The 24,650-nt window shown below is 72.3% G+C and carries 24 protein-coding genes; 8 read left to right on the top strand and 16 right to left on the bottom strand.

All coding sequences use genetic code 11. From position 1 onward, the window contains the following. Positions 1-59 precede the first annotated feature (59 nt). Positions 60-965, top strand: coding sequence for a phosphatase PAP2 family protein (locus R6U01_RS02735; protein WP_410284929.1), 906 nt, complete (start codon positions 60-62; stop codon positions 963-965). Positions 966-1,065: 100 nt separating this feature from the next. Then, positions 1,066-1,494 carry a BsuPI-related putative proteinase inhibitor gene (locus tag R6U01_RS02730; RefSeq protein ID WP_410284928.1) on the top strand — a complete coding sequence of 143 codons (429 nt, stop codon included), beginning with the start codon at positions 1,066-1,068 and terminating at the stop codon, positions 1,492-1,494. 17 nt (positions 1,495-1,511) lie between these two features. Here the strand turns inward: R6U01_RS02730 and menD are convergent, their stop codons facing one another. Beyond that, entirely contained in the window at positions 1,512-3,404 is a 1,893-nt protein-coding gene (menD, locus tag R6U01_RS02725; protein WP_410284927.1) for a 2-succinyl-5-enolpyruvyl-6-hydroxy-3-cyclohexene-1-carboxylic-acid synthase, read from the bottom strand. A gap of 59 nt (positions 3,405-3,463) precedes the next feature. After that, positions 3,464-4,399: a DUF1028 domain-containing protein gene (locus R6U01_RS02720; RefSeq protein ID WP_410284926.1), complete on the bottom strand. Its 936-nt coding sequence runs from the start codon at positions 4,397-4,399 to the stop codon at positions 3,464-3,466. Between the two features lie 228 nt (positions 4,400-4,627). On the opposite strand from R6U01_RS02720, the gene R6U01_RS02715 reads away from it, so the two are divergent. Further along, on the top strand, positions 4,628-5,305 hold the full coding sequence (locus R6U01_RS02715; protein WP_410284925.1) for a nucleotide exchange factor GrpE: 678 nt from the start codon (positions 4,628-4,630) through the stop codon (positions 5,303-5,305). Between the two features lie 36 nt (positions 5,306-5,341). On the opposite strand, the gene surE is transcribed toward R6U01_RS02715, so the two are convergent. Then, positions 5,342-6,220: a 5'/3'-nucleotidase SurE gene (surE, locus tag R6U01_RS02710; RefSeq protein WP_410284924.1), complete on the bottom strand. Its 879-nt coding sequence runs from the start codon at positions 6,218-6,220 to the stop codon at positions 5,342-5,344. A 142-nt stretch (positions 6,221-6,362) separates the two neighbouring features. Between surE and R6U01_RS02705 the strand changes: the two genes are divergently transcribed. Beyond that, the gene (locus R6U01_RS02705; protein ID WP_410284923.1) at positions 6,363-6,755 is read left to right on the top strand and encodes a DUF5798 family protein; all 393 of its coding nucleotides are present in this window, start codon (positions 6,363-6,365) and stop codon (positions 6,753-6,755) included. Between the two features lie 2 nt (positions 6,756-6,757). Here the strand turns inward: R6U01_RS02705 and R6U01_RS02700 are convergent, their stop codons facing one another. Together R6U01_RS02700 and purD are read right to left on the bottom strand one after the other, a co-directional pair. Then, positions 6,758-7,303 (bottom strand): acyltransferase, encoded by a 546-nt coding sequence (locus R6U01_RS02700; protein ID WP_410284936.1) that lies wholly within the window; start codon positions 7,301-7,303, stop codon positions 6,758-6,760. Positions 7,304-7,714: 411 nt separating this feature from the next. Continuing rightward, entirely contained in the window at positions 7,715-8,998 is a 1,284-nt protein-coding gene (purD, locus tag R6U01_RS02695; protein WP_410284922.1) for a phosphoribosylamine--glycine ligase, read from the bottom strand. A gap of 142 nt (positions 8,999-9,140) precedes the next feature. Here purD and R6U01_RS02690 point away from each other — a divergent pair, with 142 nt between their 5' ends. Both R6U01_RS02690 and R6U01_RS02685 read left to right on the top strand, forming a co-directional pair. Further along, positions 9,141-11,438: a thioredoxin domain-containing protein gene (locus R6U01_RS02690; protein ID WP_410284921.1), complete on the top strand. Its 2,298-nt coding sequence runs from the start codon at positions 9,141-9,143 to the stop codon at positions 11,436-11,438. Between the two features lie 128 nt (positions 11,439-11,566). Continuing rightward, positions 11,567-12,682, top strand: a complete 1,116-nt coding sequence (locus R6U01_RS02685; RefSeq protein ID WP_410284920.1) for a geranylgeranyl reductase family protein — start codon at positions 11,567-11,569, stop codon at positions 12,680-12,682. Positions 12,683-12,705: 23 nt separating this feature from the next. Here R6U01_RS02685 and R6U01_RS02680 read toward each other — a convergent pair whose 3' ends face one another. Then, positions 12,706-13,158, bottom strand: coding sequence for a TRAM domain-containing protein (locus R6U01_RS02680; RefSeq protein ID WP_410284919.1), 453 nt, complete (start codon positions 13,156-13,158; stop codon positions 12,706-12,708). Between the two features lie 167 nt (positions 13,159-13,325). Between R6U01_RS02680 and R6U01_RS02675 the strand changes: the two genes are divergently transcribed. Next, positions 13,326-14,558 (top strand): mandelate racemase/muconate lactonizing enzyme family protein, encoded by a 1,233-nt coding sequence (locus R6U01_RS02675; RefSeq protein ID WP_410284918.1) that lies wholly within the window; start codon positions 13,326-13,328, stop codon positions 14,556-14,558. A 197-nt stretch (positions 14,559-14,755) separates the two neighbouring features. Here the strand turns inward: R6U01_RS02675 and R6U01_RS02670 are convergent, their stop codons facing one another. The 7 genes from R6U01_RS02670 to R6U01_RS02640 form a co-directional block, all read right to left on the bottom strand. Beyond that, on the bottom strand, positions 14,756-15,541 hold the full coding sequence (locus R6U01_RS02670) for a PHP domain-containing protein (RefSeq protein WP_410284917.1): 786 nt from the start codon (positions 15,539-15,541) through the stop codon (positions 14,756-14,758). A gap of 66 nt (positions 15,542-15,607) precedes the next feature. Continuing rightward, positions 15,608-16,780, bottom strand: a complete 1,173-nt coding sequence (locus tag R6U01_RS02665) for an MFS transporter (RefSeq protein WP_410284916.1) — start codon at positions 16,778-16,780, stop codon at positions 15,608-15,610. Positions 16,781-16,894: 114 nt separating this feature from the next. Beyond that, positions 16,895-17,548, bottom strand: coding sequence for a hypothetical protein (locus R6U01_RS02660; protein WP_410284915.1), 654 nt, complete (start codon positions 17,546-17,548; stop codon positions 16,895-16,897). Beyond that, on the bottom strand, positions 17,538-18,737 hold the full coding sequence (locus R6U01_RS02655; protein WP_410284914.1) for a DUF3179 domain-containing protein: 1,200 nt from the start codon (positions 18,735-18,737) through the stop codon (positions 17,538-17,540). The genes R6U01_RS02660 and R6U01_RS02655 overlap by 11 nt, the downstream gene beginning before the upstream one ends. A gap of 86 nt (positions 18,738-18,823) precedes the next feature. Then, on the bottom strand, positions 18,824-19,390 hold the full coding sequence (locus R6U01_RS02650) for an MOSC domain-containing protein (protein WP_410284913.1): 567 nt from the start codon (positions 19,388-19,390) through the stop codon (positions 18,824-18,826). Next, the gene (locus R6U01_RS02645) at positions 19,387-19,782 is read right to left on the bottom strand and encodes a hypothetical protein (protein WP_410284912.1); all 396 of its coding nucleotides are present in this window, start codon (positions 19,780-19,782) and stop codon (positions 19,387-19,389) included. The genes R6U01_RS02650 and R6U01_RS02645 overlap by 4 nt, the downstream gene beginning before the upstream one ends. Positions 19,783-19,850: 68 nt before the next feature. Next, positions 19,851-20,768 carry a PLP-dependent cysteine synthase family protein gene (locus R6U01_RS02640; RefSeq protein ID WP_410284911.1) on the bottom strand — a complete coding sequence of 306 codons (918 nt, stop codon included), beginning with the start codon at positions 20,766-20,768 and terminating at the stop codon, positions 19,851-19,853. Between the two features lie 120 nt (positions 20,769-20,888). Between R6U01_RS02640 and R6U01_RS02635 the strand changes: the two genes are divergently transcribed. Further along, a complete protein-coding gene (locus R6U01_RS02635) occupies positions 20,889-21,272 on the top strand; it encodes a TlpA family protein disulfide reductase (RefSeq protein WP_410284910.1) in 384 nt (127 codons plus the stop codon). 25 nt (positions 21,273-21,297) lie between these two features. Here R6U01_RS02635 and R6U01_RS02630 read toward each other — a convergent pair whose 3' ends face one another. The 3 genes from R6U01_RS02630 to R6U01_RS02620 form a co-directional block, all read right to left on the bottom strand. Further along, positions 21,298-21,957 carry a hypothetical protein gene (locus tag R6U01_RS02630; protein WP_410284909.1) on the bottom strand — a complete coding sequence of 220 codons (660 nt, stop codon included), beginning with the start codon at positions 21,955-21,957 and terminating at the stop codon, positions 21,298-21,300. Positions 21,958-21,960: 3 nt separating this feature from the next. Next, the gene (locus tag R6U01_RS02625; protein ID WP_410284908.1) at positions 21,961-23,160 is read right to left on the bottom strand and encodes a glycosyl transferase family 2; all 1,200 of its coding nucleotides are present in this window, start codon (positions 23,158-23,160) and stop codon (positions 21,961-21,963) included. Between the two features lie 162 nt (positions 23,161-23,322). Beyond that, positions 23,323-24,507: an MFS transporter gene (locus R6U01_RS02620; protein ID WP_410284907.1), complete on the bottom strand. Its 1,185-nt coding sequence runs from the start codon at positions 24,505-24,507 to the stop codon at positions 23,323-23,325. Positions 24,508-24,650: the final 143 nt, after the last annotated feature.

Raw genomic sequence — 24,650 nt, 5'->3', positions numbered from 1 at the left:
GTTCGGTCAATACAGGCCGAGGGTATAACAGCGCTGTAGCCGGTAGACTCCGCACGATCATGTTCTCAGAGGGCCGCAGTATCGGGGTCACCGAGGCGCTCCACGGGGCGGTACAGGACCCGATCCTCGTGCTCTTCGCACTGCTCACGCAGCTCGGCGACGTCTGGTTCCTCTTCCTGCTCGGGGGCGTGCTCTACGTCGCCGGCGACGAGCTCCCCCGGTGGGGAATCGACCGGCGGCGCGGGCTGTTCGTCCTCGGACTCCTGCTCACGTACGTCGCCCTCATCGGGGTGCTCAAGGGGTTCTTCCTGTTTCCGCGTCCGGTCGGAGCGAGCGACCCGCCCGTCGTGCAGTGGGTTCCGTCCGTCCTCCACGGGGTGTTCGCCGATATCACCACGGCGGACGGGCCGGGGTTCCCGAGCGGTCACGCCTTCGGAAGCACGATGGTCTGGGGCGGGTTCGCGCTCATCGTCGCGGAGAATGAACTGTCGCGTGCGTGGATCGCGTTCGCCGGCGCCGTCGTCGCGACCATCTCGGTCTCGCGGCTCGTCCTGGGAGTCCATTACCTCGTGGACGTCGTGGTCGGAGTCGGCCTCGGGCTGGTGGTGCTGGGGGCGCTCTACCTCGTCTCCGACCGCGGCACCGCCCCCGGTCGGGTGCTCCTCGTCACCGTCGGCGCCGGGCTGGTGGGGTTGCTGCAGGTGGCCTCCTTCGAGAGCGTGGCCGCGCTCGGAAGCGCCGTCGGCGCGTGGCTCGTGTGGCGCGGCGTCGCCGATTCGACGCCGGCCCACCCGTCGGACCGCCGAGAAGTCGGTGTCGGATTCGCCGTCCTCGGGCTCGCGGGCGGTCTCTTCGCGCTGCTGTACGCCGTCGAACCACCGCTGCCGATCACGTTCTTCGGGTCCGCAGTCGCCGTCGGCGCGGCGGTCGCCGCCCTGCTGGCCGGCCGGAAACTCGTCGGGTAGTGCGGTGATAGACCGCCCGACGGAGCGGCGACCGGGGAGGTCGTATCCGCGCAGAGAGACGGGTGGGGTATTTAATTCACGTCGCGTGCTATCAGCTCTCATGCTCGACGCCGCACTGACGGCCGCCGACGGCGACGACGGGGTCGACTTCGCGCTCACCGTGACGAACGAGGGGGACGAGCCGGTCACGCTCCGGTTCCGGACCGGCCAGCGCGCCGACTTCGCGGCGTACGAGGGGGTCGACGACGACGCTCGCGACGCCGACGGGGACGCCCCCTTCCGCGACGCCGACGGCGACGCCCCCTTCCGCGACGCCGACGGCGACGCCCCTGACACCGACCCCGTCTGGCGACACGGCGCGGGGCAGCTGTTCACGCAGGCGCTCGGCAGCGAGACGCTCGAGCCCGACGAGTCGTCGACCTACGAGGGGACGTGGCGCGATCCGCCGGCGGGGGAGTACCTGGTCGTCGGGTGGCTGACGGCGGACGATCACGACGCGAGCGCGACCGCACGGGTCGCGGTCGACTGACTCGTCGGATCGGAGCCTCAGTCCGAGCCGCCGCCGTGGACCGCCCTGTCGACCGCGGCCGCGAGCGATTCGCGGGTCCGGTGGCTCGACCCGGCGTCGGTCCGGACCTCGATCAGGTGGGAGCCGCCGGCGTCGCGGGCCCGCGCGCACGCCGCCTCGAGTTCCTCTGCGATCGCCGCCGCACCTCCGTCCCCCTCACCGTCGCCGGTGGCCCCCGGACGCGCGTCGATCCGCGCGTACGCCAGCCCGTGGAGGTCGGCCATCGGCTCGAACTCGATCCCGTGCGGGGTCTTGAACGACTCCGTGAACTCCGGCTCGAACGACTCGATCGGCAGCGCGTGGAAGATCCCGCCGCCGTCGTTGTTGATCGCCACGACCGTCGCGTCGACGTCGCACCGGTCGATCGCGAGCAGCCCGTTGGTGTCGTGATACAGCGCCAGGTCGCCGACGACGAGGGTGAGGTCGTCGGTCGTCGCCGAGCCCGCCCCGAGCGCGCTGGAGACGATCCCGTCGATCCCGGAGACCCCGCGGTTCCCCAGCGCGGTGAGGCTCGTCGTCGTCGGCCCGACGAACCGATCGAGGTCGCGCACGGGCATGGAGTTCGAGACGAACAGGGTCGCCGGGTCGGGGAGCGCGTCGGCGACGGCGCGGAGCGCGTCGCCCTCGTGGAACCCGACCGACTCGTCGGGGACCGGGACGCCGTCTTCGTCGACCGCCTCTCGGCCGTGGATCGCCCGCGCGGCGCGGTCGGCCTCCTCCCACTGCGCGCGCCAGTCGGGGTCGCCGCCGCCCCCGCCGACGAGCCGGGAGAGCCGGGCGCAAAGGCGGCTCGGCTCGGCGACGACGAGGTCGGTCGCGGCGAACTCCGCCTCGCGCCAGCGCCCCGCGGGGTCGACCTGATACTGGTCGGCGCCGGTGGCGGCGAGGTACTTGCGGAGGTTCTTCGACGTGGGCGACGCGCCGAGCCGGAGGACGAGTTCGGGGTCGGTCCACTCGCCGGCGTCGGTTCCGTCGCGTCCGGGGTCGTCGCCGTCCCCCGCGACCGCCGCCGAGAGGTACGCGTCGTATGCGCCGATAACGGGCGCGACGCGGGTGTGGCCGCCGTACCGGACGCCCGAGAGCGGGTCGGCGACGACCGGGAAGCCCGTCGCGTGCGACAGCGCCGTGACCGCCTCGGCGTCGAGCCCCGGCGGGTCCGCCGGACCGGCGACGATCAGCCCGCGGTCGACCGTCGAGAGCTCGCTCGCGAGCGCGCGCAGCTCGTCGTCGCCCGGCTCCGGCGACCCCGGCGTCACGTCGACGTAGGGGCCGTCGCGGCCGGCCTCGGCGACCGGGTCGAGGTCGGCGGGCACGTCGCCGGACACCCGCGTCGGCTCCAGCGGCTTCTTGAACGGGACGTTGAGGTGGACGGGGCCGGGGTCGGCGCCCTCGGCGGTCGCGACGGCGCGAGAGACGGTGGTCCGCAGCGAGCGGAGCGCGCGGTCGTTCGGCGCCGGCTCGGGGAGGTCCTTGTAAAACCGGACGGCGTCGCCGTACAGCTTCTCCTGATCGGCGGTCTGGTTCGCCCCCGAGTCCCGCAGTTCCGGCGGGCGGTCGGCGGTGAGCGCGAGGAGGGGGACGCGGGCCTCGCTCGCCTCCATCACGGCCGGGTGGTAGTTGGCGGCGGCGGTGCCGGAGGTGCAGATCAGCGGCGTGACGCTCCCCGTTCGCCGGGCGCGGCCCAGCGCGAAGTAGGCGGCGGAGCGCTCGTCGAACTGCGAGAAGACGCGGAGGTCGTCGCGGCGCGCGGCGGCCATCGTCAGCGGCGTCGAGCGGCTGCCCGGCGAGACGACGACGGCGTCGACGCCCGCGGCGACGAGCTCGTCCACGAGCGCCCTCCCCCACAGCGCGTTCCGGTTCGGCGCGGTCATTGCCACCGCTTGGTGGTCGATATTTAAATACACCCGCGGGTCGGCCGCGGCGGGATCGCTTATACTCTGTCGAGCCGCGAGAGCCCGTGCCAGACCGCGTCGACGAGCCGGGCCTCGCCCTCGCCGTCGGCCTCGTCCCAGCCGCGGGCGATCGCGTCCTCCAGCACCGGGACCGGGTGGTTCTCGAAGTTGTTCATCCCGCGGAACGTCTCCAGCGCCTCGCGGTGCGGCTCGCCGAAGACGTCGACGTCGGTCGCGTCGCTCTCGTCGAGGAACCCTAGGTCGGCGAGGGTCGTCGCCACCGCCGCGGCCGCGTCGCCGGTCAGCTCTCGAGTCTCGTCGGGCGCCTCGCGCTCCAAGAGGGTGACGTCGTAGATCTTGAAGGCGCGCTCCAGCTCGTCGATCGGGCGCTCGTGGTCGTCGACGCGCACGTCGATCCACCGGTCGTTGCGGCCGTCGTAGCCGCCCTCCGGCTTGGCGACGTAGAGCGCCGCCGACTGCTCGCCGCGCTTGTCGCCGCCGGCCGCGTTGCCGGCGTGGAGCGCGGCGATCAACCGCTCCGGGAGCCCGCCGTCCGTCCCCTCGAACGCCTCCGCCATCGCGGTCAGCGTCTCGGCGTTCTCCAGGATGTTCCCCTGGACGGTGTAGCCCTCGCCCTGCAGGTCGCCGGCGTAGTCGTGACACTCCTCGCCGGTGAAGGCGGCCGGCTCGCCGTCGAGACCGACGACCCCGACCTGCCGGGCGGGCGCCTCGTCGTCCTCGCTCGTGAGCTCCTCGACGACCGCGTCGGCGTCGCGCCCCTCGCGGAGGAGGTCGAGCCCGTCGGGGCCGTAGGCGACGTTCGCGAAGCTCTGCGTGGCGATCGCGCCGGCGTCCGCGCTGACGAACGGGACGACCGCGCCGACGCTGACGAACTTCGACTGGACGGCGACGCCGACGGCGTCGGTCTCCGGGTCCCGAGCGGCGATCGAGAACGTCGAGGGGCGGGCTGGCATGTGGATCGACGGATAGGCGGCCGCCCTCATAAATCCGGCAGGGGTCGCCGGGGCGGTGCGCCCGCCGCAGCCGGCGCCCGCACCGCCGCAGCCGGCGCCCGTACCGCCGCAGCCGGCGCCCGCACCGCCGCAGCCGACGCCCGCACCGGTCCGCGCCGCCGCGTTCCGCACCCCGACTCACGACCGCGTTCTGCAACGCTTATGCACGCCGACCGACTTCGATCGCGTATGAGCGACGACGACGCCGTCGACGTCGAGGTCGAGTCCTCCGACGACGCCGCGGCCGACGCGGCGAGCGCCAACGGCACGGCGGAGGCGACCGGCGAGGAAGCGAGCGGCGAGTCGGCCGAGGGCGACACGGACGCCCGCGACGAGGAAGCGCTGGCCGCCGCCGTCGCCGAGCACGACGAGGCGCTCGCGCGGGAGGCGGCGGAACTGGAGGCGGAGCTCGCCGAGACGCGCGAGGAGCTGCTCGCGGCCGAGGAGGAGGTCGAGGAACTCACGAGCAAGTTCGCCCGCGTGAAGGCGGACTTCAGCAACTACAAGCAGCGCGCCAAGCGCAAGCAGGACGAGATCCGCGAGCGCGCCTCCGAGGCGCTCGTCGAGCGCATCACCCCCGTCCGGAACGACCTCCTGCGCGCGCTCGATCAGGAGGAGGGGAGCGACCTCCGCCCCGGCGTGGAGTCGACGCTGGAGAAGTTCGACGAGGTTCTCGCCGAGGAGGGCGTCGAACCCATCGCCCCCGAACCGGGCGACGAGGTCGACCCGTCGCGGCACCAGGTGATGTTACGCGTCGAGAGCGACCAGCCCGAGGGCACCGTTCACGAGGTGTACGAGCCCGGCTACGAGATGGGCGATCGCGTCGTCAGCGAGGCGAAGGTCACCGTCAGCGCCGACGAGTCGTAGTCGGCGTCTCCGAGTCGCGCTCCGCGTCTCCCGTTTTTACGTTCCCTTTCCGTATCGGTCCGCGAGGTCGTCGAGCTCCGCGTCCGGCGCCGCGGCGTGGGGCACCGACAGCGGCGACACCGACACCTCGCCGTCGACGACCGCGCGTCGATCGGTGCCGACCGGGTCAGGCACGTCTCCCGGCGTCATCCGTCCCCAGATCGGGTCGGAGATGGAGAGGCCGCCGTTTCCGTCGGACGCCGCCTCCATCCCGTACCACTCGGAGGGCGTGGTGACGCGCATCGGCGCGGGGTCGACCCCGGCGTCGAGCGCCGCGCCCGACGGCGCGGAGTCGGCCAGTCCCCCGTCCTCCACGACCGTCTCCGAGCCGCCGTCGCCCTCGGCGGGCTCCGCCATCGGCGCGTTGACGTTGAGGTAATCGGCCCGGTCGAACACGCCCGCGGCGTCGGCCTCCTCGATAAGGAACCGCGTGGCTCGCACGGCGTGGGCGAACGACGCCGGCGGGAGCTCTCGTTGCCACCAGTCGTCGCCGCCCGGCACGTACATCGACGTCGCGATGCCGGGGGCGCCGAAGAACGAGCCCTCGACGACCGCCGAGACGGTCCCGGACCGCCCGAGGGCGTACGCGCCGAGGTTCGCCCCCTCGTTACACCCGGCGACCACGAGGTCGGCGTCCGGGACGAGTTCGTCCAGCCCGGCGACGACGCAGTCCACGGGAGTCCCCTCGACCGCGTAGCCCAGGTCGTGGTCGGTGACCGCGACGTCGGCGGAGATGGCGCGACCGATCGACGACCGGTCGCCCGTCGGCGCGACCGCGACCACGTCGTAGTCGGTCGCGAGCGCGTCGTACAGCGTGCGGAAGCCGACGGCGTCGATGCCGTCGTCGTTCGTCAACAGGATCCGCTCGACGCTCATACGAGTACTACGGGCGGTTCGGGCAAAAGTCCACCGTCGCACGGGTGGGGAGGTCGGATCCGGCGGCGCACGGGCGGGATTCGGATCCGGTCCGCCCGCGACGAACGGAAAAGCCCACGTATCCCGGGCACCACCGCCCGGTATGGGATTCGGGGACACGGCAAAAAAGATCCAGACGCTCGCCGACAAGGCGGAGCGCACGTACCAGAAGATCAACGAACTCCGCAGCGAGGTCGAGGAGACCCAGACGACCGTGGTGGACACCTCCGAGCGCGTCCAGCGGCTGGAGAACGAGATGGCCGAGCAGCGGGCCGTCCTCGACGCGGTCGCGACCGAGGTCGGCGTCGACCTGGAGAGCGTCAGCACAGAGGCCCACATCACCGAGGCGGAGCGCGCGGCCGCGGAGGACGCGGCCGCGGAGGACGCGGTCGAGAGCGCGGGCGACGACGCCGAATCCGCCGAGAGCGACGGCGGAGAGCCCGGCAACGCCGAACCCGACGACGACGCCGAACCCGCCGAGCGCGACGCGGCCTGAGTTCAGTCGGTCGTCTCGCCGGTGTCCGCCGCGTTCTCGACGCCGCCCGCGTCGCTCCCCTCGCCCGCGTCGCCGTCGGCTCGGGACACCACCTCGGCCGGGACTCCCGCGACCGTCGTCTGCGGCGGGACGTCGGCGTCGACGAGGGAGTTGGCCGCCACGCGCGCGCCCTCGCCGATCGTGACGCCCGGCAGGACGACCGCGCCGGCCCCGATCATCGCGCGCTCTCCGACGACGACGTCGCCGAGGCGGTACTCCGCCTGCAGGAACTCGTGACACAGCAGCGTGGCGTCGTAGCCGACGATCGCGTCGTCGCCGACGGTGATCCGTTCGGGCCAGAACACGTCCGGCGTCGACTCTAACCCCCACGCGACGCCGGCGCCGACCGTGACGCCGATCCGCCCCAACAGCCAGTTCTTCAGTCGGAGACTCGGAGAGATCCGCGCGAGGACGATGACGACGTAGTTGCGGACGACGACGAGCGGCGACTTCGCGTCCGGCCACGACCACAGCGAGTTGCGCGGCCCGGGGGTCGGGTGACGCTCCAGCCGGTCGCTTCGAGCGCCGTCGGGGCTCTCGCCGGCGTCAGTCTCGTCTGGCGCGTCTCTCCGCCTATCCGCCGATGCGCCCCTCGCCGCATCCGCAGACGCGTCACTTACCACATCCGCAGACGCGTCTCTTACCGCATCCGCCGCCGCGCCGTCGTCCTCGTGAGTCACGACGGGCCGTTCGGACGGCTCGGTTATAAGGGTCGCCGCCGCGGTCGACGCGAGGGTTCAAATCGGATACCTCGGACAGTGCGCTCACGACCTGACGAGGGCCCACGGCCGGCCGAGACGGGTGCGCGGTCGACCGCCGTGCGGACGCGATCGACGACCGCCTGTTCGCCACGTCGACCAGCGTCGACGCCGTCCAGACGCCCGCTCGGGTGTCGTCCTACTCCCGCATCGGGTGCCGCCCTACTCCCGCAGCTCGTTCATGTGCGCCACGCGCCGCTCGACGAGGTCGGCCGTCCCGACGTCGTGGCGGATCCGGAGCCCGTCGCCGGCGGCCGAGAGCCCCTCCTCGGCCTGTCGCTCCGCGGCGGCGATCGAGTCGCCGCGACCGACGACGGCGAACGACCGCGAGGTGGTGGTGTACAGCCCGTCGTCGCGCTCGTCGACGCTCGCGTAGTAGAGCAGCGCGTCGCCGACGCTCTCCTCGTCGACCGCGATCTTCGCGCCCGCGTCGGGGTCGACCGGGTAGCCGTCCGGCACGGCGTACTTACAGACGGTCGCCTCGCCGGAGAAGGACAGCTCTGGGAGCGCTTCTCCCTCGCGCGCGGCCGTCAGCACGTCGATGAACGGCGTCGTCAGAATCGGCAGCGTGTTCATCGCCTCCGGGTCGCCGAAGCGCGCGTTGAACTCGACGACCTTCGGGCCCGCGTCCGTGAGCATGAACTGCCCGTAGAGGACGCCCTTGTAGTCGGGGAGCGCCTCGACGACCGCCTCCAGCACGTCGACGGCGGCCTCGTAGTCGCCCTCGGCCATGAACGGCAGCGGAAGGCCCGTGTCCGAGTACGAGCCCATCCCGCCCGTGTTCGGGCCCTCGTCGCCCTCATAGGCCCGCTTGTGGTCCTGGACCGCGGGGGTCGTCCGCACGTCGCCGTTCGCGACGAACGCCTGGACCGTGAACTCCTCCCCGACGAGTCGCTCCTCCAGTACGACGCGGTCGTAGTCGGAGTCGCGGAGGTACGCCTTCGCCTCCTCGGCGGTCACCTGGTCGCCGATCACCTTCACGCCCTTCCCCCCCGTGAGCCCGGCCGGCTTCACCGCGAGGTCGCCGTCGTACGCGTCGATGTACTCGCAGGCGGCCTCGGTGTCGTCGAACACCGCGTAGTCGGGACAGCCGGGGATCGACGCCTCCTCCATGAACTCGCGCTGGTAGGCCTTGTCCGTCTCCAGGCGCGCCTCCTCGGCCCGCGGGCCGAACGCGTACACGCCGGCGTCGTCGAGGGCGTCCGCGACGCCCGCCGCGAGCGCGGACTCTGGCCCGATCACGGCCAGGTCAGCGCCGACCTCGGTCGCGTAGTCGGCGACCGCCGCGGCGTCGGTCTCGTCGATCGACTCGAACCCGTCGGCCAGGCGTCGGATCCCCGGATTCCGGTTGCTCGCACAGGCGTACAGCGCGCAGTCGCCGGCGACCGCGCGGGCGATCGCGTGCTCGCGTCCGCCGCCGCCGACGAGGAGTACGGTCTCGGTCATGCCCGACGGATGAGTACACGGTAGTGTAAGCTTTACTTTCGACTCGCGCCGAGATACACACGTGCGTGGATCGGTAATCGAGTACACCGCTGCCCCTCGGTTCGTGTGACGGGTTTTTGCCTCACCGGGGCGAATCGGACGTATGTCACAGCCGACGGAACGGAACCGCCTCGACGAGGAGGCGAGCCCGTACCTCCGACAGCACGCCGACAACCCGGTCCACTGGCAGCCGTGGGGCGACGAGGCGTTCGAACGCGCCCGCGAACACGACGTGCCGGTGTTCGTCTCCATCGGCTACTCCTCCTGTCACTGGTGTCACGTGATGGCCGAGGAGAGTTTCGAGGACGAGGCGGTCGCCGAGGTGCTCAACGAGCGGTTCGTGCCGATCAAGGTCGACCGGGAGGAGCGCCCCGACGTCGACAGCGCGTTCATGACCGTCTCCCAGCTCGTCACGGGCGGCGGCGGGTGGCCGCTCTCCGCGTGGTGCACCCCCGAGGGCGAGCCGTTCTACGTCGGGACCTACTTCCCGCCCGAGCCGCGCCGGAACCAGCCCGGGTTCCGCGACCTCTCCGAGCGCATCGCGGACTCGTGGGCGGACCCCGAGCAGCGCGAGGAGATGAAGCGCCGCGCCGAGCAGTGGACGACGAGCGCCCGCGACGAGCTGGAGTCGGTCCCCGACCCGGACCTCGCCGGCGACGCGGAGGCCCCCGGCACCGACCTGGTCGACGAGGCGGCCGCCGCCGCGATCCGGGGCTACGACGACGAGTACGGCGGCTTCGGAAGCGGCGGCGCGAAGTTCCCGATGCCGGGCCGGATCGACCTCCTGCTCCGCACCGCCGCTCGAACCGGCCGGGACGCCGCGCTCACGGCCGCGACGGGGACGCTCGACGGGATGGCGCGCGGCGGGATGTACGACCAGATCGGCGGGGGGTTCCACCGATACGCGGTCGATAGGCGCTGGACGGTCCCGCATTTCGAGAAGATGCTGTACGACAACGCTGAGCTTCCCCTGATGTACCTCGACGGGTATCGCCTGACCGGAGACCCCGCGTACGCCCGGATCGCGAGCGAGACGCTCGGCTTCCTCGACCGGGAGCTCCGCCACGAGGACGGCGGCTTCTTCAGCACGCTCGACGCGCGGAGCGCGCCGCCGGCGAGCCGGCGAGGGGATGCGAGCGACAACGGAGGCGAGCGCGCCGACGTCGAGGGCGCCTTCTACGTCTGGACGCCCGAGGAGGTCGACGCGGCCCTCGACGAGCCGGCCGCGTCGCTGGCGAAGGGCCGGTACGGGATCCGGTCGGGCGGGAACTTCGAGCGCGGTACGACCGTGCCCACGGTCGCGGCGTCAGTCCAAGAGCTCGCCGAGGAGTACGACCTCCCGACCGACGAGGTTCGGGAGCACCTTACCGCCGCCCGCGTCGCGCTGTTCGAGGCGCGGGAGTCGCGCCCGCGGCCCGCCCGCGACGAGAAGGTGCTCGCCTCGTGGAACGGCCGCGCGATCTCCGCGTTCGCGAGCGCCGGGGGCGTCCTCGGCGAGCGGTACGCGGAGATCGCCAGCGAGGCGCTCACGTTCTGTCGCGACCGCCTCTACGACGCCGAGTCCGGCGAGCTGGCTCGCCGGTGGCTCGACGGCGACGTCCGCGGGCCGGGCTACCTCGACGACCACGCGTTCCTCGCGCGCGGCGCGCTCGACGTCTACGCCGCCACCGGCGACGTAGGGGCGCTGGGATTCGCGCTGGAGCTAGCCGAGACGATCGTCGCGCAGTTTTACGACGACGAGGACGCCACCATCTACTTCACGCGGGATCCGGAGGCGAACGCGGGGGACGCGGACGCTCTCGCTGGCGACAGCGAGGCGCGATGCGCCGCTGGCAGCGAGGGACAGAGTCCCTCGGGCAACCGGGCTTCGCCCGGTGACAGCCGGACGCAGTCCGGCGACGACGCCCTGTTCGCCCGCCCGCAGGAATTCACCGACCGCTCGACGCCCTCGAGCCTCGGCGTGGCGGCCGAGACGCTGGCGCTGCTCGACGGGTTCCGGACCGACCGCGAGTTCGCCGAGATCGCGGAGGCGGTCGTGACGACCCACGCCGACCGGATCCGGGCGAGCCCGCTCGAACACGTCTCGTTGGTCCGAGCCGCCGAACTCGTCGAGACGGGCGGGATCGAGGCGACGATCGCCGCCGACGCGGTGCCAGACGCGTGGCGCGAGACGCTCGGCGAGCGGTACCTCCCGGGGGCGCTCGTCGCGCCGCGACCGCCGACCGAGTCGGGGCTTGACGCGTGGCTGGACCGGCTCGGGATGGACGAGGCGCCGCCGATCTGGGCCGGACGCGACGCCGTCGACGGCGAGGCGACCGTCTACGTCTGCGAGGGCCGGACCTGCTCGCCGCCGGAGACCGACCTCGACGCGGCGCTGGCGTGGCTGGCCGAGCGGCAGTAAGGGAGGGCGCACGCCGGTGCGGAGGATCGGAACGGGGACCCGACGCGGATGCTACGCACCGGCTACTCCCTCGCCCGGCCGGCGTAAGTCGCGTCGTAATTATAAGCGTCCGTCACGACCCGTCCACCATGCACGATTTCGTCGTCGTCGGTGCCGGGCCACCGGGGTCCCGGTTCGCTCGGCGCGCGGCCGAAGCCGGTCGCGACGTGGTTGTCTTCGAGAAAGGGACCGTCGGCGAACCGCTGGCCTGCTCGGGCCACGTCTCCGACGACGTCTGGGAGTACGTCCCCGACGACGCCCGCGACCGGCTCCTCCAGAACCGGGTGTACGGGGCGCGGTTCCACGTGGGCTCTCCAGGATCGAAGGCGTACCCGTTTTATAAAGACCGCCCCGTCTCGAACGTGATCGACCGCGTCGGACTCGACCGGACGCTCGCCGACTGCGCGCGAGACGCGGGCGCCGACGTTCGGGAGGGACGCACCGTCCTCGACGTGGACGAGCGGCCGGACCGGGTCGTCGTCGAGGTCCGGACCCCGGGCGGCGACGTCGAGACCGTCGAGGCCCGGATGGTCGCCGGTTGCGACGGCCCGACCTCCCGCGTGCGCCGCGCGCTCGACCTCCCGGAGCCGGACGAGCTGCTCCACGGCGTGCTCGCGTTCGACGACGCCCCCGACGACGGCGACCTCGTCGACGTCCATCTGACCGCGCCGACGTTCTTCGCGTGGCGGATCCCGCGGGGAGACGCCGGCGTCGAGTACGGGCTCGCAGCGCCCCCGAGCGACGACGTTACGGCGATGTTCGACCGCCTCACCGACGCGTACGGCGCGACGACCGACCGGTTCTGCTCCGGGGCGATCCCGGTCGGCCCGCCGGACCGCGTCACCACCGACCGCGCGTTCCTGATCGGCGACGCCGCCGCGCAGACGAAGCCGTTCACCGGCGGCGGGATCCTGTACGGGATGACCGCGGCCGACGTGGCCGCGGCGGCGATCGATCCCGCCGACCCCGCGACCCTCGCCGACTACGAGTCCGGCTGGCGCGAGGCGCTCGGCAGAGAGATTCGGCTCGGGAGCGCGATCCGACGGTGTTACTCGCTTCCGGAGCCCGTCCAGCGGTTCGGGCTGTGGGCGCTCTCCGGCGAGATCGGCGTCCACATGGACCGCCCGAGCTCCTTCTTCTCGCCGGCGCATCTCCGGCGGCTGTTCTCGCGGGGCGACCCGCCGGAGACCGGGAAAGATATTTAAAAAGACTGGCTCGACCGCGGCGGTTACTCGTCGATGACGTCCGCGAACGAGACGTTCTCGCGGACGCTCGTGATCTCGACGGTCGGCTCGTCGCCCGGCTGAGAGTCGGGGACGATGACGACGTAGCCCCGCTCGATCTTCGCGATGCCGTCGCCCTTGTCGCCGAGCGTCTCGATCGTGACCTCGCGGACGTCGCCCTCGGAGACCGGCGGTCCGGTGGCGGCGTCGGCGGAGGACCGCACCGCGGAGCCGCCGGCGCCGTTCCCGGAGAGTTCCCGATCCGCCGACCGTCCGGTCGCGGACTCGGCGGTCTCGCCTTCCGCCTCGTTCCGTATCAGTGCGACCCGGTACGTCTCGTCGAGGGAGACCGATCCGTGTTCGATCTCCGATACCGGGACCGTGACGACGGGGTCGCCGTCGCGCTCCTCTACCGTTCCGGTGAACAGACACGCGAGCGAATCGGTGATTTCGACCATGGGTCACCTTGTGAGTACGGTAATGAAAAGCTCCCTATTTATGCACTCACCTCGCGCTCGTGGTTCATCCCCCCTTCGAGCCGCGAGAACGGCCCGAAGCGACGCTCGAACGCTTCGAGCGGCGAATGAACACAAACGTTTACCCTGTTCCGAATGAATCGCCGATCATGAGCCGAAACTACGAGTCGCTTCACGACCCGAACGCGGAGTACACGATGCGAGAGCTCTCCGCGGAGACGATGGGCGTGACCGGCACGCGCGGCGGCGGTCGCGACGTCGAGATCACTGACGTTCAGACGACGATGGTCGACGGGAACTTCCCGTGGACGCTCGTCCGCGTGTACACCGACGCGGGTGTCGTGGGCACCGGCGAGGCGTACTGGGGCGCCGGCGTGCCGGAGCTCATCGAGCGCATGAAGCCGTTCGTCGTCGGGGAGAACCCGCTCGACATCGACCGGCTGTACGAGCACCTCATCCAGAAGATGTCCGGCGAGGGGTCGGTCGAGGGCGTCACCGTCACCGCGATCTCCGGCATCGAGGTCGCGCTCCACGACCTCGCCGGCAAGATCCTCGACGTGCCCGCCTACCAGCTGCTCGGCGGGAAGTACCGCGACGAGATGCGCGTCTACTGCGACTGCCACACCGAGGAGGAGGCCGACCCCGACGCGTGCGCCGACGAGGCCGAGCGCGTCGTCGACGAGCTGGGCTACGACGCGCTGAAGTTCGACCTCGACGTCCCCTCGGGGCTGGAGAAGGACCGCGCGAACCGCCACCTCCGCCCCGGCGAGATCCGCCACAAGGCGGAGATCGTCGAGAAGGTCACCGAGCGCGTGAAGGACAAGGCCGACGTCTCCTTCGACTGCCACTGGACGTTCTCGGGCGGCTCCGCGAAGCGCCTCGCGGACGCTCTCGAGGAGTACGACGTGTGGTGGCTCGAAGACCCCGTGCCGCCGGAGAACCTCGAGGTGCAAGAGGACGTCACCAAGGGCACGACCACGCCGATCGCGGTCGGCGAGAACCGCTACCGCGTCACCGAGCTGCGCCGCCTCATCGAGAACCAGGCGGTCGACATCGTCGCGCCCGACCTGCCGAAGGTCGGCGGGATGCGCGAGACCCGAAAGATCGCCGACGTGGCGAACCAGTACTACGTCCCGGTCGCGATGCACAACGTGGCCTCGCCGGTCGCGACCGTGGCGGCGACGCACGTCGGCGCCGCGATCCCCAACTCGCTGGCGATCGAGTACCACTCCTACGAGCTCGGCTGGTGGGAGGACCTCGTCGAGGAGGACGTCATCGAGGACGGCTACATCGAGGTCCCGGAGGAGCCCGGGCTCGGCGTCACGCTCGACATGGACGCCGTCGAGGAGCACATGGTCGACGGCGAGACGTTGTTTGATTGAGCGGAGCGAAATCAAGCGCGAAAATCTTTATTTTTCGCAGTTCGACGAAGCTACGCTTCGTCGGGCAAGCGAATCTCCGATTCGCGTTGTTCGACTCAGCGAAGCGAAGTCGAGCTCGCCTGACTCCGTCAGGCGTCGTTCGAGGAAGCCTAGCTCCGTCGAGCCGGCAGCGCGGAGCGTTGCGTCGGTCGACTCCCTCAGGCGTCGGTGACGATCCCGTTCCGCCGGACCGGATCGAGTCCCCGCCGGTCCAGTTCCGCCTCGATCTCGCGGAGTCGGGGCGCGATCTCGTCCGGCTCGTGGCTGTCGGTCCCGACCGTCACTCGGACGTCGGCGTCGACGAGCCGATCGAGGAACGTCGGCGCCGGGTGGAACTCCCCGTAGTCGTCGAGGAATCGACCGGCGTTGATCTCGGGGACGGTTCGCGACCGGGCGAGGGCGTCGGCGACCGCGGCGTAGTGGTCCTCGGTCGCGAACCCGCGGAGGTGGGGGTTACGCTCGACGAGGTCTGGGTGCGCGGCGACCGCGAACAGCTCCGACTCGACCAGCGCGACCAGCTTCTCGAAGTACCGGTCGACGAGCGCGCGCCGCTCCGACTCGGACTTGTCGGCGAAGTGCGAGCGGGCGTGGACGTTCGCGCCGTCGAGCTCGTGGACGCTGCCGACCGCGTAGTCGAACTCGGCCTCGGCCAGGAAGTCGGCGATCGCCGCCTCGTGGTCCGGGTCGTAGTCCATCTCCACGGCGTCGAACACGTCGATCGCGGCGTCGCGTCTGACCGCCTCGATAGCCTCCCGACGGCGCTCGTAGGTCAGGTCGAGGTTGAATCCGAGCGCGCGCTTGTACCGCCTCGCGCCGGGATCCGGCGAGACGTTGCAGTGGTCCGCGAACCCGACCCCGTCGAGTCCGGCGTCGGCCGCGGCGTCGACCATCCACCGCAGGAACGCCCCGTCAGAGTAGTTCGTGTGGGCGTGGAAGTCGTACACGGAGGTCCGTAGGTCCCGAATCGACTCGTAGTTTCGGGTCGGCGAGCGTCCGGTTCCGACGCCGCCTCAGTACCCCGTGCCGAGCGCTCGGTTCGCGACGAGGACGGCGAAGGTCACGCCGAACAGCACCGCCAGGATCGCGAAGGAGACGCCCCAGCCGAACAGGTCGGCCGCGAGTCCGACGCCGACGGAGCCCGCGGAGCCGATCACGGTGTAGACGGTCCGGACGAGGCCGAATCCGGCGCCGCGCTCCGCGTCCCCGAGGGCGTCCATGAACCGCGGATCGATCGCCGAGAAGAAGCTCGCGCCGGAGCCGGCCAGCAGCACCGCGACGCCGACGCCGACCAGTCCGGGGCCGAGGACGAAGGCGGCGGTGCCCACCGCGCCCGCGAGCATCGCCCCGCCGATGGCGGCGTCGCGACCCACGCGGTCCGAGGCGCGTCCGAGCGCGACCTGCGCGACCGCCCGGACGACGAAGAACGCCGAGAAAATGCCGGCGGCGAGCGACGGCGAGAACCCCCGGAACTCGACGAGGAACGTCGGGAGAAACGACATCACGCCCTGGACCACGTACGTGCCGGCCATCGCGATAAAGAGCGGGAGGAGGATACTCGGCCGCGAGAGGAGCTCGACGAGAGGCGCGAGCGCGAACTGGTCTCGCATCGCCTGGTCGGGGCGGCGCGGTTCGGTCGGACGGACCCGCCACGCGAAAAGCAGGAACACCGGCGCGCCGACGAGCGCGGCCAGCGCGACCGCGGGACGCCAGCCGTATCGGACGCCGACCCACGCCGCGGCGACGGGGGCAACCAGCCCGGCGAGCGGACCGCCCGCGGAGTGGAGTCCGAAGGCCGTGCCGATGTCGTCGAAGGTCCGCGAGAGCAGCGTCGTCGCCACCGCGTAGTGGAGGCCGGCGACGAGTCCCAGAAGCACGGCCGCCAGCACGAACGCGGGAAAGACGGGCGCGAGCGCGAGGACCGCGCTCATCGCGGTGGTGCCGCCGACGGCGACGAGGATCACGATCCGCTCGCCGTAACGGTCCGCGAGCACGCCGCTCGGGAACTGGGCGGCGCCGTACGCCAGCCACATCCCCGAGAGCGCGGCGCCGATAGCGGTGTTCGACACCGCGAAATCGTCGACGATGAGCGGGACGACGGGGCTGATCGCCAGCCTGGCGAAGTACGTCACGAGGAACGCGAGCATACACAGGGACAGCACCGTGTGGCGGTACTGCCAGCTCATCCGACGGTCACTGGCGAGAGGTCGGTACGGTCCGGGGTCAACGCTTTCGGTTCCGGGCGGGGGAGCCGACTCCGGGGTCTCCACCGGCGGAACCGGCCGTCGTCCCGCCCCGCATCACCCGACTGCGGCCGGATCGACCCGGCTCCCGACCCACAGCAGCGTGGCGACGAGACCGAGGACCGCGAGCGGGAGGAACCACTGCATCACGGCGAGCAGTCCCGCGGAGGCCTGCACCCCGATCACGAGCAGCAGCGTGGGCCCGCAGCAGGCGAACCCCGAGAGGAGCCCGGGGACGCCCGCGGCGGCGCCCGCGCCGGCGCCGATCCGGCACGCCGCGGGACCGCGCCAAGCGACGACGGAGACCGCGAGCGTAACCCCCACGAGCGCGGCGAGTCCCAGCCCGAGGGCGCCGTTGACTGGGACGAACAGGTACTCGAACGGGCCGAGCGTGACCAGCGCGACCGGCTCGTACTGGAACGGCGCGACGCGGCGAGTCAGGAGCGCGAGCGGGTCGCTCGCGACGGCGACGTCGACCGTCGGAGACCGACCGCTCCCGACACCGGCAGCGCCGCCGCGGAGCCCGAGGTGGTCGAGTCCGACGGCGTACGCGAGGAAGTACGCGGTCGAGACGACCGCGAACGTCGCCCGCCCGTCGCGTCGGCCGAGCGACGCGCGAACGGCGAATCCGGTACGACGGACCAGCCCGACCGTCCACGTCGCCGGGTCCTCGAGCGGGGAGACGGGGGCGGACTCCGTCTCAGCGCCCATATCCGGCCTCCGTGTGGTCGCCGACGAAGGCGGTGTCTGGGTAGAACCCCGCCCACGCGAACCACATCGCGTCGAACGCGAGGACCGGTTCGAGCGGGAGGTCGTCCGCCGCGAAGCCGCCGCCCTCGGAGCCGACTCGGTAGCCGTCGCCGTCGGGCTCGACCGTCAGGTCGTCGGGGTTCCGGTAGACGTGGCCGGTCGAGAGCCCCGGGTCGGCGACGGCGACGACGCTCGTCCCGCCCTCGCCGACGGCGGCGGTCAGCACGCGGTCCGCGAGCAGCGTCTCCTTGTCGAACGCGACCGCGCCGGTCGCCGTCCGCGCCCCGATGACGACCGACTTCGCGTGTCCCTCGTCCGGCGAGGCGAGCGGCGAGAACATCGTCCCATCCCGCGCGTAGTAGCCGCCGAGGGGCGCGTAGCTTCCGTACGGGTCGCTCTCGTACCGCCGCACGTACCCGGTGTCGTCGGTCAAGACGAGCGAGTCCGGATGGCGCTCTGCCCATTCCTCCGCCGTCGTCCACACGACCCGGAATTCGTCGAGGGTCGCGCCGGTCATCGGCCCGTCGATGGCCGTGGCGAGCATCTGGGGCCACCAGCTCTCGGTCCCCCGGTCGTACATGATCAGGTTCGAGTTGACGAGCCGCCCCGACACGCCGAACGTCGTGTCGCCGCGGCGGAACCCCTGTGCCGTCCCGGTCAGCGGGCAGTACGTGACCGCGACCGGCTCGCCGTCGAACTCGTCGTTGACGATCTCGTGGTGGGAGAGCACGTGTTGCGGGTACGCCTTCGTCACCCCGTTCCGCGCGGCGCCGAACACCGGCACCCCCTCCGCGTACGTCACGTCCGCGATCGGTTGGAAAGACGGGTCGTCGACGGAGGGGATCCCGTCCTGGCCGACGCCGCCGCTGAGCGACTTCGTGACGAGGGTATCGGCCTCGTAGGGGACGTGATAGCCGGCGTCGACGGTCGGCGGCCCGCCGGCGGAGCCGTCGCTGTCAGTGGAACCGTCGCCGTCGCCGGAACCGCCGCTGTCAGTGGAACCGCCGCCGTCGCCGGAACCGCCGCCGTCGCCGGAACCGCCGCCGTCGCCCGTGAGCGAGTCGCGGCCGCCGCGTCCGAGGCAGCCGGCGACGCCGACGCCACCGAGTGCCGCGATCCCGGCCAACGCCGCTCGACGGGTGTGATCCATGGGGGTCCATCCGCGCTCGACGATATAAAGGTCGAAGCGGGGGTGTGAGGCTCACACACATCCGCGGAGACACGACCCGCGGTGACTCACTCCGGCCCGCCGTCGGGCCCGTGGCCCCCGTCGACGGGTCGCTGGCGGAGCCGGTCCGCGATGGCGGCGCCGGCGGTGCGCGGGTCGGGCTCCGCGACGGTGACGCGGTCGCCGACGGCGACGCGGCCGGGCTCGACGACATCACAGCAGAGCCCGCCCCGGCTCCGCATCGCCGAGGCGAGGCCGTCCTCACCGGCCAGCGCCTCGACGTGCGCGCAGGGCGGCCGGCGTCGAGTGGGTCGCAGGCGCGCGTCGCCGACCGCGACGGTCGCCTCCAGCAGGTCGTCCATGCCCGTCCCGAACCCCTCGACGACGACGTTTCGGCGGTGCCGCCCGTCGGAGACGTCGATCCCGGTCTCCCGGTGGACCGCGTCGAGCGCCTCTGCGGCGACGAGGGTGACGGCGCAGCCGTCGAGCTGAAACCGGCCGTCGCCGTTGCGGTACCGGTCGCCCTCGAGGCCGTCGGGACGCACCTCGACGGACTCGCGGAGGTCGGGCGGCGCGCCGCTCTCGGCGGCGGTGACGAGGCTGCGAACCGTGCCGGTCGCGGCGCGGTCCGTCACGTCGGCCCTCCGAGCAGGTCCGGATCGCCGGGTTTCAGCCACTCGCGGTGCGCGTAGTAGACGACGGCTACCGGCGGCGCGGCCAGCGAGGCCAGCGCGTACGCCCATTTAAATAGGCCGAAGTCGGCGACCCCGCGCTCGTCGAGCGACAGCGCGTCGAGGAGGACCGCGGCGGTCGCGAGCGGCGCGAGGAGGTAACCGTGGGCGAAGGCGACGGCGGCGCCCGCCGGAGTGCCGGCCGAGAGCAGCGCCCAGTCGATCGCGTAGAGGACGGTCCACCCGCCGACGGCGGCGGCGAGGACGAGGAGCCACGGGCCGTCGAACCGGCGGGCCGGCGGTTCGGCGGCCGACCCGTCGGGGTCGTCGGCGGAGGCGGCGGCGTGGGTGCTCACAGTCGATATCCGTGCTGAGTAGTACTCAACGTTCGGGTCAGGGGAGGACCGCACTCACCGCCCGCGACCTACGCGTCGAACGTGCCGGCGGTGAGGTACCGTTCGCCGCTGTCCCAGTAGACGGTGACGACGAGCGGCTCGTCGCCGGCGTACGCGCCCGACTCGCGGAGCTCCGCGGCGACGTCCTTCGCCGCGAGGTTCGAGGCGCCGGAGGACTGCCCGACGAGGAGGCCCTCCTCGCGGGCGAGTCGGCGGCACTCGGCCTCCGCGTCCTCGATGTCGACCGTGTGGACCTCGTCGACGAGGTCCACGTCGAGGTTCGGCGCGACGAACCCCGGTCCCATCCCCTGGAACCGGTCGTTTCCGGGCTCGCCGCCGGAGAGGACGGCGTTGTCGCTCGGCTCGACCGCGTCGATCCGGACGTCGGGGAACGCCTCGCGGAGCCGCCGGCCGACCCCCGAGAGCGTGCCGCCGGTCCCGACGCCGGCGACGAGCGCGTCGACGGTCCGATCGCCGACCTGTTCGAGGACCTCCGGGCCGGTGGTCTCGTAGTGAGCCCGCGGGTTCGCGGGGTTCTCGAACTGCCGGAGCTGGACCATCCCCGCCTCGGCTTCGAGCTCGTCGGCGCGCGCTTTGGCCGCGGAGATGTCGCCCTCGACGAGCTCGACCTCGGCGCCGTACGCGCGCATGAGCCGGCGGCGCTCGACCGACTTGCCGTCGGGCATCACGAGCGTCACGTCGTACCCCTTCACCGCGCCCACCATCGCCAGCCCGATCCCCGTGTTGCCCGAGGTGGGCTCGACGATCCCGTCGCCCGCCACCAGTTCGCCCGACTCCTCGGCCGCCTCGACCATGTACAGCGCCGGTCGGTCCTTCGCGGAACCGCCCGGGTTGCGCGACTCGACCTTCGCCGCCACGGTCGTCTCCGGGGGCGAATCGACCCGGACAAGCGGGGAGCCGAGCCCCGCCAACACGTCGTCGTCCATTTGGCCAATAAACGGGCCCACCACTCAAATGCCCGACGGACCGCGGCAAGGCGCGTTCGGGCCCCGGCCGCCGTTGCCACCGACGCGCCGTTTACAAGGTCACCCGACGTATACGCGGGTATGAGACTCGAAACGCTCGCGGCCGACGCGGACGAGGCCGACGCGCTCGACGACGACGTGCTCGCTGCGCTCGGGGCCGACGACTACCGATTCAAGGTGTGGGGCGGCGACTGGTGCGGCGACTGTCGGCGACAGCTCCCGGGCTTCGCGGCAGCGCTCGACGCGGCTGGCGTCCCCGAGGACCGGATCGAGGACTTCCCGGTCACGAAGGGCCCGAACGGGAAGGAGGGCGAGGGCGTCGACGAGCACGGGATCGAGCTGATCCCGACCGTCGTGGTCGAGGACGGCGACGGCGAGGAAATCGCCCGCTTCGTCGAGGAAGCCGACGTCTCTATCGCCGAGTTCCTGGCCCGCGAACTCGCCGAGCCCGAGGCGAGCGCCTGAGCCCAGTCCGTTTTTTAAATACCGTTTACGAATCCAACTCGGCGACGATCCGTTCGCGGATCGGTCCCGCGTCCACGGGCGCCCACGCCTCGATGTCGTAGGTCACGTCGGCGAGGACGGCCAACCGGTCGGCGTCGCCGTCGCCGATCGCCGCGACCGCGTCCTCGGAGAGCCGCGCTAAGACCGCCTCCGAGAGCCGCTCGCGGTCCACGTCGCGGTCGGGCACGTCGAGGATGTGCGGGAGGTCCGCGGCCCCCTCGGGAAGCGACGGGAACGCCGCGGGGCCGACCGCGAGGGCGACGTCGGCGGCGTCGAGCCCGTCGTCCGGGTCGGCGGCGTCCGTCGGCGCGTCGGCCGTGCCCGCCGTCGCTCCGTCGGTCGTACCCGTTGTCGACGCGTCGCCCGTGTCCGCTGCCGCCCCGTCGCCCTCCGCGAGCGCCGCGGGCGGCGCCGGCACCAGCGCGTACTCCGCGACGGCGACGTCGATCGCGGCGGCGATGGCGTCGTCGTCGACCTCGGCCCGCCGTTTAAACGCCAGCTCCGAGAGCGCGCCCGCCAGCTCCGCGCGAGTGAGCCAGCCGAACAGGTCCACGACCCCCGCGAGGTCGTCGCGCGCGGCCACGCTGGGCGCGTCCGTCGCGGTGGGACCGCCCGAAGGGCCGCCGGAACCCCCGCCCTCGGCCATCGGTCAGTCCTCCCCCGAAGCGAGATCGGAGGGCGGATCCGCCGGCTCGCGGTGGCCGTTCCCGCGAACGTCGGCGTCGGCGAGACCGGTACCGGTCGCGTCGCCGGCCGCCTCCGCGAGGTCCGCCCGGGCGGCCCCGGCGACCTCGGCCGGCGTGACCGGCGCGTCGCGCCACGCGGGGAGCCGGGTGTCGGGACCCGGCTCGCCCAGCGCGTCGGCGTAGGTCGCCACCTGCGAGCGCTCTTCGTCGCGGTCGTAGTCGAGGCCGTTGAACGCGGCGTCGGTCTCGTACCCGGCGATCATGGCCTCGGCCGCCTCGCGGTAGCGGTCCGCGAGGCCGTCGTAGTCGACGCTGACGCCGTCGTCCTCCACCGCGCGGAGCGTCGCCTCCCCCACCGCCCGACTCATGTCCGCGAGGCCGGTCGGGCCGTCCACGGAGCGGTGGTCGTGCTCGTAGCGGCCGAGGTCCACCTGCGCGCTCCCGGCGAAGCCGGCGTGCGCGTACGCCTCGCCCAGCGTGCCGACTTCCAGCCCCCAGCCGCGCTGGACGCGGAGCCTCGAGACGAGGTCGGTCGTCGCCGCGAACTCCCCGGCGAGCGCGTACCGGAACGCGTCGAGGTACTCGATCACGCCCGGCTCGCCGCGCTCGGTGGCGTCGTCGAGCGCGCGGACGAGGGGTCGGAAGAACAGCCGGAAGAGGCGGCCGTACAGCGTCCCGTCCTCGACGCGGGCGTAGTACCCCTTCGAGAACGAACGGCCGTTCGCGACCGGGAACAGCAGCCGATTGACGAACGCCGGCGAGTACGTCTTGGTGTCGGCGTCGTGGACGACGACGTACTCCTCTTCTAGGGCCAGGCCGAGACCGAGCCACACGTCTCGCCCCTTCCCGCGACCGCCGTCGAGCCCGCGGTCTGCGAGCAGGTCGGCGAGCCGGGGCCCGCCGCACCAGAGCGTCTCCACGTCGAGGTCGAAGCCGTCGAGCCACCGGGCGAAGGGACCGACGCGGTCGGGAGAGGCTCGAAGCGGGACGATGACCCGGGCGGGATCGACCGTCTCCAGCGTCGAGAGGACGCGTTCGGCCGCGAGCGTGCCGTACTCGCGCTCCGTCATCGGCACCACGACCGCCGCTCGGCCGGTGGGGGCGTCCGGCCGGTGGTCGGTCAACGCGTGCAGCGTCGTCACGCGCTCTTGCACGTACTCCATTACCACTCTACAGGGGCGCGACGCCCTAAACAGGTGCGATACCCGTGGGGCGTGCCGACACTCCGAGAGCGAGCGAACCGCCGTCGCCGTCCGCCGTGGTGGACGGTGTCGGCGGAGGCGAGAGCGCCGGCGCCGGAGCCTCGGACGGTCCGCCTCCGACGGTCACGCGGCCGACGCGGGGCCGGCCGCGCCGCCCGGGACGCGACCCATGCGCTCCAGTACCGCGTAGGCGACGACGACAGCGCCGAGCCCCCCGGCGAGCGCGAGGAAGACGGCGTCGTAGCCGACGCCCGCCTCGATCGCCTCGCCGACGACCCACGACCCGGCCGCCTGCGTCGACATCATCCCGGCGGAGTAGACGGCGTACGCCGACGCCCGAGACTCGTCCGGCAGCGACGCGAGCAGGTAGGTGTCGCTGGCAGGGAACAGCATGTGGATGGCGAACCCGACGGCGACGCTGGCCAGGACGACGGCGACGAGCCCCGAGGCGACGACCACGAGGACGACGCTGGCGATGAACGCCGTCACGATGCCGAGCAGGTACGGCACGTGCGGGAGCCGGTCGGCGAGGTCGCCGGAGACGAGGAAGGCGGGGACCCCGGCGGCGAAGATCACCGTCAGGAGGTTGCGCGCGGTCGCCGGCGCGAGCCCCTTGTCCAGCATGTACAGCTCGTAGAAGTTGAACAGGCCCTGCCAGACGAAGCCCGTGAGGCCCATCAGCACGACGCCCGCCAGGATGAGTTTCCACTGGGAGAGCGCGCCGCCGACGAAGTCGGTGTCGCCCGCGCCGGCGTCGGGGAGGTCCGTCCGGGCGGCGAGGAGGACGAAGACGGCGGTCGTCGCGGCCGCGGCGACGGCGAGCCCGTAGAAGGCGAGCCGCCAGTCGTACCACAGCGCGACCGTGACGACCGGCGCCGCGGCGACCGCGGCGAGCTGGCTCGCCATGCCGTGGACCCCCATCACGCGACCGACGCGCTGGGGGAACAGCTCGGAGATGAACGGGTTGGCGGCGACGAAGTAGACGCCGGACGCGAGGCCGATCGCGAACGCGGCGGTCATCAGCGTCGCCACGCCGGGCGCCACCGCGACGCCGAGCGCGCCGGCGGTCAGCATCGCCCCGGAGACCAGGATCACCAGCCGTCGGGAGTATCGCGTGAGCGCCCAGCCGGCGGGGAGCCGCGGGGCGGCCGATCCGAGCCACGCGAGCGTGACGATGAGCCCGGCGGTCCCCTCGCCGATCGCGAACTCGCCGATGAACTGGCCCACGAGCGGCGCGAACACGACGCGCGCGAAGTTCACGAGGAAGACGAGGGCACACAGCGATCCGAACAGCCGGGTCCGTGACACGGGCGTCGTTCACGTCGCCCGGAGACAAGCGTTGCGAAAGCCGAGCGCCGCGGGAGGTCATCGCGTGTCGCACGCCGGTCGCCCGTCGGTCCGCCCCTCGCGAGCCGCATCGCTCCCCGTCCGACTCGCGTGGTGCGGGGTTT

Origin of the sequence: Halorubrum sp. (assembly GCF_046498025.1) — an archaeon.
Classification (GTDB): domain Archaea; phylum Halobacteriota; class Halobacteria; order Halobacteriales; family Haloferacaceae; genus Halorubrum.
This window is presented reverse-complemented; position numbering and strand designations above follow the sequence as displayed.